General features: G+C 40.8%; 11 protein-coding genes and 4 tRNA genes. 1 reads left to right on the forward strand and 14 read right to left on the reverse strand.

The annotated features are described in order from the left end of the window. Window positions 1-5 precede the first annotated feature (5 nt). The 7 genes from yycF to AC4QJR_RS27970 form a co-directional block, all read right to left on the reverse strand. The gene (gene yycF / locus AC4QJR_RS27940; RefSeq protein WP_098576992.1) at window positions 6-716 is read right to left on the reverse strand and encodes a response regulator YycF; all 711 of its coding nucleotides are present in this window, start codon (window positions 714-716) and stop codon (window positions 6-8) included. A 359-nt stretch (window positions 717-1,075) separates the two neighbouring features. Next, on the reverse strand, window positions 1,076-2,494 hold the full coding sequence (locus tag AC4QJR_RS27945) for a peptidoglycan DD-metalloendopeptidase family protein (protein WP_251462989.1): 1,419 nt from the start codon (window positions 2,492-2,494) through the stop codon (window positions 1,076-1,078). 243 nt (window positions 2,495-2,737) lie between these two features. Further along, window positions 2,738-2,810 (reverse strand) — tRNA-Phe (locus AC4QJR_RS27950). Window positions 2,811-2,817: 7 nt separating this feature from the next. Then, window positions 2,818-2,894: transfer RNA gene (locus AC4QJR_RS27955), tRNA-Asp, on the reverse strand. A 65-nt stretch (window positions 2,895-2,959) separates the two neighbouring features. After that, window positions 2,960-3,031: transfer RNA gene (locus AC4QJR_RS27960), tRNA-Glu, on the reverse strand. Window positions 3,032-3,067: 36 nt separating this feature from the next. Continuing rightward, a tRNA-Lys gene (locus AC4QJR_RS27965) sits at window positions 3,068-3,143 on the reverse strand. Between the two features lie 408 nt (window positions 3,144-3,551). Further along, window positions 3,552-4,844, reverse strand: a complete 1,293-nt coding sequence (locus tag AC4QJR_RS27970; RefSeq protein ID WP_098577078.1) for an adenylosuccinate synthase — start codon at window positions 4,842-4,844, stop codon at window positions 3,552-3,554. A gap of 212 nt (window positions 4,845-5,056) precedes the next feature. Between AC4QJR_RS27970 and AC4QJR_RS27975 the strand changes: the two genes are divergently transcribed. Continuing rightward, window positions 5,057-5,968, forward strand: a complete 912-nt coding sequence (locus AC4QJR_RS27975) for a nuclease-related domain-containing protein (RefSeq protein ID WP_496524935.1) — start codon at window positions 5,057-5,059, stop codon at window positions 5,966-5,968. A gap of 295 nt (window positions 5,969-6,263) precedes the next feature. On the opposite strand, the gene dnaB is transcribed toward AC4QJR_RS27975, so the two are convergent. From dnaB to rpsF, 7 genes are all read right to left on the reverse strand, one after another. Further along, entirely contained in the window at window positions 6,264-7,619 is a 1,356-nt protein-coding gene (gene dnaB, locus AC4QJR_RS27980; RefSeq protein ID WP_098577072.1) for a replicative DNA helicase, read from the reverse strand. Between the two features lie 162 nt (window positions 7,620-7,781). Further along, window positions 7,782-8,231, reverse strand: coding sequence for a 50S ribosomal protein L9 (rplI, locus tag AC4QJR_RS27985; protein WP_098577069.1), 450 nt, complete (start codon window positions 8,229-8,231; stop codon window positions 7,782-7,784). Continuing rightward, window positions 8,228-10,201, reverse strand: coding sequence for a DHH family phosphoesterase (locus tag AC4QJR_RS27990; RefSeq protein ID WP_098577067.1), 1,974 nt, complete (start codon window positions 10,199-10,201; stop codon window positions 8,228-8,230). The genes rplI and AC4QJR_RS27990 overlap by 4 nt, the downstream gene beginning before the upstream one ends. A 24-nt stretch (window positions 10,202-10,225) precedes the next feature. After that, the gene (locus AC4QJR_RS27995) at window positions 10,226-11,170 is read right to left on the reverse strand and encodes a YybS family protein (RefSeq protein WP_496524936.1); all 945 of its coding nucleotides are present in this window, start codon (window positions 11,168-11,170) and stop codon (window positions 10,226-10,228) included. A 125-nt stretch (window positions 11,171-11,295) separates the two neighbouring features. Then, the gene (rpsR, locus tag AC4QJR_RS28000; RefSeq protein ID WP_098577061.1) at window positions 11,296-11,535 is read right to left on the reverse strand and encodes a 30S ribosomal protein S18; all 240 of its coding nucleotides are present in this window, start codon (window positions 11,533-11,535) and stop codon (window positions 11,296-11,298) included. Window positions 11,536-11,585: 50 nt separating this feature from the next. Next, window positions 11,586-12,107, reverse strand: coding sequence for a single-stranded DNA-binding protein (gene ssb / locus AC4QJR_RS28005; RefSeq protein WP_098577058.1), 522 nt, complete (start codon window positions 12,105-12,107; stop codon window positions 11,586-11,588). A gap of 63 nt (window positions 12,108-12,170) precedes the next feature. Continuing rightward, on the reverse strand, window positions 12,171-12,458 hold the full coding sequence (gene rpsF, locus AC4QJR_RS28010) for a 30S ribosomal protein S6 (RefSeq protein ID WP_026568065.1): 288 nt from the start codon (window positions 12,456-12,458) through the stop codon (window positions 12,171-12,173). Window positions 12,459-12,733 lie beyond the last annotated feature (275 nt).

Raw genomic sequence — 12,733 nt, forward strand, 5'->3', positions numbered from 1 at the left:
TCCTTTTACTCCTGTTCAGGATTGCGCAAATAGTATCCTACCCCGCGCCTGGTCACAATCCATGTTGGATGGCTAGGGCTGTCCTCAATTTTTTCCCGCAATCTTCTCACTGTTACATCGACTGTCCTGACGTCACCATAGTAATCGTAACCCCAAACGGTTTGTAAAAGGTGTTCCCTGGTCATTACTTGGCCGATATGTTTGGCTAAATAGAATAGCAATTCAAATTCACGGTGGGTCAACTCAATCGTTTCACCGCGCTTTGAAACAATGTAGGCATCAGGATGAATAGTCAGTGAACCTATCTCGATTTCATTCGTTTCAGATTCATCATCTGCCGGTGCCAGAATTTGTTGGTGACGACGTAAATTAGCCTTGACGCGTGCAATTAGTTCTCTAGTGCTAAACGGTTTCGTCACATAATCATCTGCACCCAACTCAAGTCCTAAGACTTTATCAATTTCAGAGTCCTTTGCCGTCAACATGATAATCGGCATTTCATACTTCTTACGGACTTCACGGCATACTTCCATCCCATCACGTAAGGGAAGCATAATATCTAAAAGGATTAAATCTGGCTGTATTTCTTCGACCAATTCAAGTGCTTCATTCCCATCATAAGCGCAATAAACAACGTATCCTTCTTTTTTCAAGTTAAACTGGAGAATATCAGCAATTGGTTTTTCATCATCCACAACAAGAATTTTCTTTTCCATACCATTGCTCCTTTTCAATTTTTCACTTTCATCTATTTAATAAAATAAGACTAGAAGTCATAACTATACTATTTTACTGTATCATGTTATTCACATAAATTCACCTATAACCAATTGGTAAGGCTGGAAGATTAAAAAGCGCAAGCGCCCGTTTAGCGGCGTATGGACTGGAGCACTCCAACCGAGATAAAGGAAACACGAAGAGCGCAAGCGATTCGATGTTGACTTATCGTAGGGCGGAGAGCGAAGTACACTAGCCGCTGGGCGCTTGAGCTGGATTCAGAGAACCACCTCCAATTTATTCTAGTTTTTTTATATCCATAATAAAAGCCTCTAGCATTAAGCTAGAGACTCATCTTTTATCTTAAATAAGAAAGTGGGTTTACCAAGCTGCCGTTTTTATAGACTTCAAAATGCAAGTGAACACCTGTAGCATCTCCTGTAGCTCCCATGATTCCAATGGCGGAACCCTTGGAAACTCTCTGACCTACCTTAACCTTAAGTGAAGACATATGGCCATATAGTGTGCGGTAGCCATTTCGATGGTCAATGATAATCTTATTACCATAACCGCCTCCCCAGCCCGCTGAAACAACCACGCCATTATCAGCTGCCTTGATCGTTCTGTTGCTTGGTCTAGCAATATCAATCCCTTTGTGCATTCTTCCCCATCTAGGACCTTGCTTACTTGAAATATATCCACCAACCGTTGGCCATGCAAAGGTGCCGTCACCGCGTGATGGAGTTACCTTTGTTCCTTTGATGAAAATCTCATTAACAGGCTGTTCAAGGATCGTTTCATTTTCCTCATCCTTGTTTACGGTTACACCATTTTGTTCGGAAATTTTATAGGTAACGGAGCGAGCACCGTTTTTACCTTCCTGTTTTACCTTTGTTTTTCCTTTTGACAGAGATTTGTCCTCAATTACATTCTTTTTATAAGGAATTTCTTCCTTTTTGTTTACTTCTTTATCAACCATTACTTCAATAAACGGTTTTGGAACGGTGATATTAATTTTCTTGCCAACCTTTAGGAGTGTATCTTTAGTAAGTCCAGGATTCACCTTTAGGATGTCAGCCATCTTCAAATGGTGATCTTGGGCAATGATTTCAAGTACATCGCCTTTTTGGATCGCATATTTCTTTTCTGTTAGCGTCCCTTTTTGTAAAAAGGTTACTGCCTCTTCGACTGACATAATTTTTTCTGGAGCCGTATTTTCATTTGAAAAAGAAACATTTTTAGAGAGTCGTACGTCTAATAAGCGAGACTCATTTTCTTTTAATGCCGGTAAGTTTGTATTATCTGAAGCTTTTCGGTCCTTTAGATCCGCTAATTGATCCTCAGGCACGTATTGATGAATCAGTTTCTTCATGACTTCTTCCGCTGTCTTTTGATTTTCTACATAAGCAATTGGTTTCCCGTCAATCACGATGGCAGACGCTTCTGTTTGAAGCTGGAAGATATTTCGGATGGTCTGAACTGTTTCTGTTTCCGTTTCAGCCGTTGGAAATACTTGATATGGAACGTCTTGAATTTGCTTCATAAAATCAGGATCATCGGCCTTTTCAGCTAAGATTTTATTCACCACATTTTTATCCGTAACATTACCTATATATGTACCTTCAAGGTAGACATGATAATCCTTCGATGTTTCTGATGAATCAGCAAATGCAACTGGACCATTACTAAAGGCAATCAGTGATGATGCCATGGTAGTCACCATTGTCGTTTTCAGTAAAAACTTTTTTGTTTGTGATATTTTATCTAAAAAAAACATTTTTCCTCCCTAAACCACGGTAAAACCCTCTTAATCTATTTTTTTGCAATTAAAGAATTTCCCAGAATTTTAGACCTTCTTCACTTTATCATAACTTTTTGTAAATAGATTAATAGTCTTTATACTGTAACAAAACTGTATAATTGCTGACATTTTCAGCAGGGGGGAATTGGTCCTTTTGGTAAAAGGAGGTAGTAGGAGCATAAAAAAAAGAAGCCTGCATTTGCAAGCTTCCTTTTTTTATGGCTCAGGACGGAATCGAACCGCCGACACAAGGATTTTCAGTCCTTTGCTCTACCGACTGAGCTACTGAGCCACTTATATGGCGGTCTGGACGGGACTCGAACCCGCGACCTCCTGCGTGACAGGCAGGCATTCTAACCAACTGAACTACCAGACCAATATTAAATTGATTGTCAACAAGGAGACCGTCCTTGCCAGCCATTTGCTGACAACCAAAAGCCATGACCCCTACGGGATTCGAACCCGTGTTACCTCCGTGAAAGGGAGGTGTCTTAACCACTTGACCAAGGGGCCATATATTGAAAGTTATTTTGCTAAAGCAAAAAACTATGGTGAGCCATGAAGGACTCGAACCTTCGACCCTCTGATTAAAAGTCAGATGCTCTACCAACTGAGCTAATGGCTCGTACTAAAATAATTCCCTAAACCAATATTCCATCGGATGCCCACGCCTCAGAAAGCTTATTCAAGCAGCAACTCGGCGTGTGCCCTGAAGCTGTTTCAAAGTAGCTTATTCGATCGTGCTCTACCAACTGAGCTAATGGCTCGTACTTGTTTTAATTTGTCGTATCGTGACGACGCTTTTTATAATAGCACGGACTTTGGACTAAAGGCAATACTTTTTTCAAAAAACTTTTATAAAAAGTTTGAAGCCCTCAAAATGAGGGCTTCATTCGGTATGTTCAAAATTATATTTGTCTAGCTACAGCGCCTAGGGACTCGGGGTCATAAGCCAAACCGACCTGAAGGTTAAAAGGCAACCTTCACGCCGGCTAGTCTTATGCCTGTCGTCCCTGGACAGGCGCTTCCGCTTTTATATTTGTCTCCAAGGGCTGCGAACTACATTTGTTTGATTACGATCTGGTCCGACTGAGAACGTTGTTAATGGAATTCCAGTTAACTGGGTCACTCGTTCTACATAATGACGGGCATTTACAGGCAGCTCGTCTAAAGTTTTAACGCCTGTAATATCCTCTGTCCAGCCTGGAAGCTCTTCATAAACAGGTTCACACTGCGCTAATATCTTCAAGCTTGCTGGGTATTCCGTAATAAGCTCACCATTGTAGCTATACGCAGTACAGATCTTTAATGTTTCAATTCCAGTTAAAACATCAATGGAATTAAGTGATAAGTCGGTTAATCCGCTCACACGGCGGGCATGGCGTACAACGACACTGTCAAACCAGCCAACGCGGCGAGGGCGGCCGGTTGTTGTTCCATATTCACGTCCAACTTCACGGATTTGATGACCAATTTCATCATTTAATTCTGTCGGGAATGGACCGTCACCTACACGAGAAGTGTAAGCCTTGCACACTCCAACTACATGGGTAATCTTAGATGGACCCACTCCTGAGCCAATTGTAACACCGCCGGCTACCGGATTAGATGAGGTTACAAATGGGTAGGTACCCTGGTCAATATCCAGCATAACCCCTTGAGCCCCTTCAAAAAGAACTCGTTTGCCTTCATCCAGTGCATCATTCAAGACCACGGATGTATCACAAACATACTGTTTTACTTGTTGACCATATTCATAATATTCGTCAAGGATTTCTTCTTTCGTAAATCCTGTTGTTTCATAAATACGTTCAAACAAACGATTTTTCTCTTCCAAATTACGTTCCAGCTTTTCTTCAAACACATCGCGTTCAAGCAGGTCAGCAATTCGAATGCCTACGCGCGCTGCTTTATCCATGTAAGCTGGTCCAATTCCTTTTTTGGTTGTACCAATTTTATTCGCACCCTTACTTTCTTCTTCAACAGCATCAAGTTTTAGGTGATAAGGAAGAATGACATGAGCACGATTACTAATACGAAGATTATCGGTTGTAATCCCTTTTTCATGTAAATAAGCAAGTTCTGCAACAAGTGCTTTAGGATCAACAACCATTCCATTTCCGATGACACAAATTTTTTCTTTATAAAAAATTCCAGATGGAATTAGGTGCAATTTGTACGTTTCTCCGTTGAACTTTATGGTGTGGCCTGCATTATTTCCTCCCTGATAACGGGCGATTGCTTCGGCATTTTCAGAAAGGAAATCTGTGATTTTCCCCTTACCTTCATCTCCCCATTGAGTTCCAACAACTACTACTGATGACATATAAGGCACCTCCAAATTAAATACGCTTTACTATTTTCCATAGACCATTTTACCAATTTTTATTACTAAAAGCAAACCAAACACGAACATTTATATTAAAATGTTATATTACGTTCGTAAAATATTAATTTACGAATCTACCTTGTTAGTTTTATAGTTTTTCCATAAAATAGAATTATAGTTTTACTAAAATAATGAAAAGGATGTGGAATATGCTATTTAAATCTCGTCTGGAATTGTTGGAAATTACTCTGTTGCGATCATTAAATGCCCGAATGCGTTTATCCCATAAGGATGTTAGTAACTATACAAGACTCAGAAAGGGATTTGAAGGTGAGCAAAAGAGTGATCTATGGTTGGAGGGGCTCTCAGAGGAGTGGCTCGTCATCCATGATTTATTACTGGAATATAACAATTCTAAATTCCAAATTGATACGTTACTTATATCCCACGATAAAATTTACCCTTTGGATATCAAAAATTTTGAAGGCGACTACTTTGTCGAAGCCGAAAAATGGTATACGAGTGCTAAAAAAGATATGAAGAATCCTATACACCAACAGGATCGTTGTGTCGTCTTACTTCGTTCCTTACTCCGCGATCTTGGCTATCAATATCCACTTGAGCCCTATCTTATCTTCATTAACTCCGAATTTCATTTATATATAACCACTATTAATCCATCTCTTGTTTTCCACTCACAATTGAACCGTTTTTTGAAAAAGCTCGATGCAAGATCTGTAAAACTGAATAAAGGACACTACAAGTTAGCTAAACAATTAGTTGCCCTCCATATGGTAGAGTCACCCTATCCGAACTTACCGGCCTACCAATATGAAGATTTGAAAAAAGGAATCCTTTGTCCAAAATGTTACTCCTTTTTTTCTGAAATTCACGGTTCAATATTGGTCTGTGGAAATTGCGGCTGCAAAGAGGAGGTGGAGTCAGCGGTGTTAAGGAGTGTCACAGAATTGGTGCTTCTTTTTCCTGGTTACAAGATTACCACAAAGATTGTTTGTGACTGGTGTGAGATTGTGAAATCGGAGAAGACTATTAGGAGGATACTGGGGAAGCATTATAAACTACATAGTAATGGCAGGTCTTCTTATTATAGTAAATCTTAATTATTCAACCCTTTTTACTATTCATTACCGTTGACTCGTTTTTACACCTGGGACGGGAACGATTAGGCCCTATTTGTTACCGTTGACTTTCTCTTTCTTCTCCGATGGGCACGATTAGACCCTATTCGTTACCGTTGACTTTCTTTTTGCTCTCCGACGGGCACGATTAGACTCTATTCGTTACCATAGTAGCTCTTTTTCAAACCCGTCGGGCACAATTAGGCCTCCTGAGCACAACCCATCATCCACCCAACGCAAACAAAAAAAAGGCTAGCCAAACTAATTTGGCTAGCCACTACGCTCCTGGAGCATCATCATACCGTGTCTCGAGGTTGACGAACTTATTGTATTCTTTTACAAACGCCAACGATACCGTTCCCGTTGGACCATTACGCTGCTTAGCAATAATGATTTCGATAATGTTCTTATTCTCTGATTCCTTGTCATAGTAGTCATCACGATACAAGAACGCTACGATATCGGCATCCTGCTCAATAGAACCTGATTCACGAATATCGGACATCATCGGACGCTTATCTTGACGCTGTTCCACACCACGGGACAGCTGAGAAAGGGCGATAACCGGAACTTTCAGCTCACGGGCTAACTGCTTTAAGGAACGAGAGATCTCGGAAACTTCCTGTTGACGGTTTTCACCCGAACGGCCGCTTCCTAAAATCAACTGCAAGTAATCGATTAGGATCATCCCTAAACCATGCTCTTGCTGCAAACGACGGCATTTCGAACGGATATCACTGATGCGGACCCCTGGAGTATCATCAATAAAAATTCCTGAATTCGAAAGACTTCCCATCGCCATCGTCAGCTTGCCCCAATCTTCGTCTGTAAGGGAACCGGTACGAAGCCGCTGGGCGTCAATATTTCCTTCCGAACAAAGCATACGCATAACCAGCTGTTCGGCACCCATCTCCAGACTGAAAATCGCAACATTTTCACCCGTTTTTGTTGCTACGTTGGCAGCGATGTTTAAGGCGAAAGCCGTTTTACCCACGGAAGGACGGGCTCCAACAATGATTAAATCATTTCGCTGGAATCCAGCTGTCATTCGATCTAGTTCAGCAAAACCAGTGGAAATCCCCGTAATGTCTCCAACGCGGTTGTGCATTTCCTCAATATTATCATACGTCCGAACCAGCACATCTTTAATATTATGGAATGCACCAGCATTCTTTCGCTGTGCCACGGCCATAATATTTTTTTCAGCTTCACTTAAAAGCGCCTCAACCTCATCCTCACGGGAATATCCATCAGATGCAATATTTGTAGCCGTGCGAATTAATCTTCTAAGTAATGATTTCTCTTCTACTATTCTCGCATAATATTCAATATTAGCGGCCGTCGGAACGGAGGCGGCCAATTCCCCTAAATAACTAACTCCGCCTGTATCTTCAATCAGTTTGGCAGCTGCAAGTTCCTCTGTTACCGTTACAAGGTCAACTGCTTTCCCTTGATCATTGAGAGTAAGCATCACGTTAAATATTTTTTGGTGGGCAGCACGATAAAAATCCTCAGGAATTAAAATTTCAGAAGCTAGTACGAGAGAGGAAGGCTCTAAGAAAATAGCCCCTAAAACAGCCTGCTCGGCCTCAATATTTTGTGGTGGCATGCGATCTGCATATAAGTCATTCATATATCAAAAACCTCCTATCATGAAGAGGATGATTTATTATTATCAAAAACTATCATATCTCTATAAACAAAAGAAAAAAGTGACCAGTTAAAACCGATCACATCGTGTTGAGTACTTTTCTATTCTATCATGTTCCAGAACCATTTCGTACTGGGAAAATTTTTATTTTACTTCTGTCACAGAAACGGTTAATGTCGCAACCACATCATGATGAAGTTTCACTGGAACCTTTGTGTGGCCAAGCGTGCGAATAGCATCTGCTAATTCCATCTTACGTTTATCGATTTTGATCCCATGCTTCTTTTGTAATTCTTCTGCAATTTGCTTTGTTGTAATAGAGCCAAATAAACGGCCGCCTTCACCTGCTTTAGCAGTTAATTGAACCGTGATTTGATCCAATACTTCTTTTAATTTTTTTGCTTCCGCTAATTCTTCCTCCGCTAGCTTTGCTTCCTTCTTTTTTTGAGCATCAAGCGTACTGATATTGGCATTATTCGCTTCCTTTGCTAAACCTTGTTTAAGAAGGAAATTATGAGCATAACCGTCGGCTACATTCTTCACTTCACCTTTTTTCCCTTTACCCTTTACGTCTTTTAAGAAAATTACTTTCATTCCTTTTTCACTCCTTCAAAATAATCATCTATTGCTAGCTTTAATTGATTTTCTGTTTCTGCAATTGATAAACCAGTCAGTTGTGTGGCTGCGTTCGTCAGGTGTCCGCCGCCTTTTAGACTTTCCATGATGACTTGGACATTGATGCTTCCAAGTGATCTTGCACTAATCCCAATCACGCCTTCACTGCGCTCTGAAATAACAAAGGAGGCTGTCACACCATCCATTGTTAATAAAGTGTCTGCCGCTTGGGCAATGATCACTTGATCATTGAACTCATTTTCTTTGCCTTTCGCAATCGCAACCCCTTCGCGGTAAAAAGTAACAGACTCAATTAACTTGGACCTCTTAATATATGTATCCACATCTTCCTTCAAAAACTTTTGAACGAGGATGGTATCTGCTCCATGTGCTCGTAGATAGGAGGCCGCATCAAACGTCCTGGAGCCTGTTCTGAGGGAAAAGCTTTTGGTATCCACGATGATTCCCGCTAAGAGGGCTGTCGCTTCAATCATTTCAATTTTACCTCGTTTTGGCTGATATTCAAGGAACTCTGTCACTAGTTCTGATGTCGATGAGGCATAGGGCTCCATATAAACAAGGAGAGGATTGGCAATAAACTCTTCGCCGCGGCGATGATGATCAATGACAACCTTATTGTCAATTTTATTGAGAAGCCGTTCTTCAATGACCATGGACGGTTTATGTGTGTCCACGACAACAAGTAAGGTCTTATCCATAGCAATTTCCAGTGCCTCTTCAGATCCAATAAAGTGGGCAAACAACTGCTCTTGCTGTCGTATTTCGGCCATTAACCGTTTCACTCCACTTTCCATGTCCTGCGTGTTGACAACGATATAGGCATCTTTCTGATTCATTTGCGCGACTTTATAGATGCCAATGCTGGCACCAATCGAATCCATGTCCGGATTTTTATGACCCATGATGATTACTTTATCACTAGCGATAATTAAATCCCTTAACGCATGTGAAATCACTCGTGCTCTGACTCTCGTGCGCTTTTCGATTGGATTGGTTTTACCGCCATAAAACTTCACCTTGCCGCTTGGCAATTTAATCGCTACTTGGTCGCCGCCTCTGCCTAAGGCCAAGTCCAAGCTTGATTGGGCTAACCCGCCTAATTCTGGCAGGGAAGTTACTCCCGTTCCGACACCAATACTTAAGGTAAAGGATACATTTTGCTTGGATGTCATTTCTCTGACATCATCAAGAATAGTAAATTTCCCTTTTTCCAGCTTTTGAAGAATTCCTTCACTGAACACGCCAATAAATCGTTCAGAGGAAATTCTTTTTAAAAAGATCCCATTATCCTGCGCCCATTTATTGAGGATAGACGTCACCAGATTATTGATGCTGCCACGCATTTGGTCATCCATTCCCTGGGTGAGATCATCATAATTATCTAAAAAGATAATGGAAATAACGGTCCTGTCATTGTGATACATTTTCTCGATTTCTTTTTGTTCCGTTACATCGAAAAAGTATAAGAGACGTTCCTCACGTCTATGGATGACGCGGAATTTCCGTTCATGAAGGGTAATAATTTCTGTTTCTACTTCCTGTTTAATTAGCGGTATCAGGGTATCTGCGACATCATACAGTGATCTTCCCACCAAGGTATCCTGATCAAAACAAGAGGCTAAGAATGGATTAGTCCACTCAATATAATACTCATCATTAATGAGCATAATCCCGATGGGCATTTCCATTAGCGCTTCTTCACCAACTCGTTTTACGCGGTAGGAAAGGGTTGAGATATACTCTTCCATTTCTTTTCGTTGGCGCCGATCGACTACAAACATATAGTAAATGGGGAAAAACATTAATAACAGCCCTGCTACACTTAATATCCTGTTATATAAATACAGGATAATGAGCAGTACCACTGTGACAGCAATTAACCCATAAAAAGGGTAACGAATGGACCGCTTTTCTAAAAATGCAGGCAAAATTTTCAGCTCCTAGTCGTGAATCTACTCTTTCTTTTCAAATTGCTTCCGAAAGTTAAAGCCTAAATCAGTAATGCCTAATAACATTATTATATAACGGACCAACGGAATCATGAAAGTAAGAATTACTACAAACACGCCAAGTCCCTTCGCAATGGACCTTTGGTGGAAAAGAAAAAATAAAAGCGCCACTCCCTGCAAGAGGATAAACGTCTCTAATACGGATCTTGCATTGATTAAAACAGAATATATGTAGGTTCCTTCTCCTGGATGAAATAAGAGCATTGCCCCCAAGGCAATTAAATAATACCACAACAGACTTTTAGGAAGGGCTAGATTACGAAAATGACCCCAAGGCTGAACATTGACACCAAATCGCTTAGCAATTGGAAAGCAAACCCACTGAATAATAAATGTAAACATAATGGAGGAAAAAATAAGAGCACTTGGTAACAGTAAGCTAATTTGCTTAAGCATGAGGGCATTTTTCTCTTTAAGCTGTGCAATTTCACTTTCTCTTCCCATCGCTTTCAGCATTTCCTCAGAGTTTTTAACTGATTCATTTATGGCCACTGTTAGTTCATGGATAATATCTATTTTCATAAAGGAAACAACGACGGCATACATACTTATTAAGCCAACCAAAATCGTGAGCGAACTAGCAATCAGTATGAACGTCCGACTCTTGCCCTTTTGAAGCAAATAACCTATCAACACACCAGCCAATCCATAAATAAGCATAAAACCTAACCCCATCAACGAGCCGGCAATGAATGAAATAAAAATGGCTGCTGCCACGAAAGCGGCAATCAGTTTCAGATTATTTTTAAAAGCAAAGATAATAAACGGCAGCGGTAATACCAAGTTTACAATTGCCCCGACAACGGGAACGTAGATGCTTATTAATAGCAGTGCAGCAAAAGCCGCCAAAAGGATTGCACCCTCCGTTAACTTGCGTACATCTTTCACACTTTCACCCCTAAACAATTACAACACTAATCTTTATTTTACCCGAGATAATCATTTCGACACAAGTTTACGAGTATAAGAAAAAGGCAGCAGGGAGAACCCTTACTGCCTTTTCCATCTATTTATTATTCACCTGCAACAAATGGAAGTAATGCCATTTGACGTGAACGTTTGATTGCAACTGTTAATTTACGTTGGTATTTAGCGCTAGTACCAGTTACACGACGTGGTAAAATCTTTCCACGCTCAGAGATAAATTTCTTAAGTAGATCTACATCTTTATAGTCGATTTTAGTGATACCATTTGATGTAAAGTAGCACACTTTACGACGTTTTGCGCGACCGCCTTTACGTCCTCCTGCCATGAAAATTCCCTCCTTTTTCATTATTGATATTATCGTTCAATTAAGGTTGGTTAGAATGGAAGGTCGTCATCGGAAATATCAATTTGACCATTACCAGCAAACGGATCCTCGTCCATTCTTGTGTAACCTTTATTTGTGTTTTGGTTTTGACGTTGATTCTGATTGCCGCCGCCATAAGGATTACCTTGTGGTTCCCTAGGAGGAGCACCGAATTGGTCGTAATCGCTTCTTCCGCCACCGCCGCCAGATGCGTTTCTAGGTTCTAAGAACTGAACACTTTCAGCTTGTACCTCTGTAACATAGACACGTTTACCATCTTGTCCTTCATAGTTGCGGGTTTGAATTCGGCCATCCACACCTGCGAGGCTTCCTTTTTTCAAGAAGTTCGCCACATTTTCAGCTGGTTTACGCCAAACAACACAGTTAATAAAGTCTGCTTCACGTTCTCCTTGCTGATTAGAAAATGTACGGTTAACTGCCAAAGTAAAGGTAGCAACAGGGACCCCATTTGGTGTATAACGCAAATCAGGATCTTTTGTTAAACGGCCAACAAGTACGACACGATTCATCATCAGAATCAACTCCTTTTTATTTGGAAAAATGTTCCACGTGAAACATTTCTACCAAGATCTATATTAAGCGTCTTCTCTAATTACTAAGTGGCGAATGATATCTTCGCTGATTTTTGCAAGACGAGAAAATTCTTGTACTGCAGCAGCTGAAGATGTTGTTTTAGTGATTTCGTAGTATCCGTCGCGGAAATCGTTGATTTCATATGCTAAACGACGCTTACCCCAATCCTTTGTTTCAGCAGTTTCCGCACCGTTTTCAAGAAGAATTGTATTAAAACGCTCGACAAGAGCCTTTTTAGCTTCATCTTCAATATTTGGGCGGATGATGTACATGATTTCGTACTTATTCATCACAGTCACCTCCTTTTGGTCTAAACGGCCCATTTGGGCAAGGAGCAATTATTAATTACTCACAAGTTGAAATTATAGCATACAAATAAATTAATTGCAATGTCATTCACAGAAATGAGTTATTTCCAGTTTTGAGCTGTTAATATTGCATGTTAATTTCCGCTCCAGGTGCTTCGCTTTCCGCGGGCGTTCCGGGGAGCCTCCTCGGCGCTTAAGCGCCTGTGGGGTCTCCCCAGGCCCGTACTCCCGCAGGAGTCTCGCACCTTCCGCTCCAA

Source organism: Neobacillus sp. BP17, from assembly GCF_059579525.1.

What these genes read in the sequence shown, in the direction of transcription:
- yycF (WP_098576992.1), bottom strand. Translation starts at nt 716, where the DNA reads ATGGAAAAGAAAATTCTTGTTGTGGATGATGAAAAACCAATTGCTGAT.
- AC4QJR_RS27945 (WP_251462989.1), bottom strand. Translation starts at nt 2,494, where the DNA reads ATGTTTTTTTTAGATAAAATATCACAAACAAAAAAGTTTTTACTGAAA.
- AC4QJR_RS27970 (WP_098577078.1), bottom strand. Translation starts at nt 4,844, where the DNA reads ATGTCATCAGTAGTAGTTGTTGGAACTCAATGGGGAGATGAAGGTAAG.
- AC4QJR_RS27975 (WP_496524935.1), top strand. Translation starts at nt 5,057, where the DNA reads ATGCTATTTAAATCTCGTCTGGAATTGTTGGAAATTACTCTGTTGCGA.
- dnaB (WP_098577072.1), bottom strand. Translation starts at nt 7,619, where the DNA reads ATGAATGACTTATATGCAGATCGCATGCCACCACAAAATATTGAGGCC.
- rplI (WP_098577069.1), bottom strand. Translation starts at nt 8,231, where the DNA reads ATGAAAGTAATTTTCTTAAAAGACGTAAAGGGTAAAGGGAAAAAAGGT.
- rpsR (WP_098577061.1), bottom strand. Translation starts at nt 11,535, where the DNA reads ATGGCAGGAGGACGTAAAGGCGGTCGCGCAAAACGTCGTAAAGTGTGC.
- ssb (WP_098577058.1), bottom strand. Translation starts at nt 12,107, where the DNA reads ATGATGAATCGTGTCGTACTTGTTGGCCGTTTAACAAAAGATCCTGAT.
- rpsF (WP_026568065.1), bottom strand. Translation starts at nt 12,458, where the DNA reads ATGAATAAGTACGAAATCATGTACATCATCCGCCCAAATATTGAAGAT.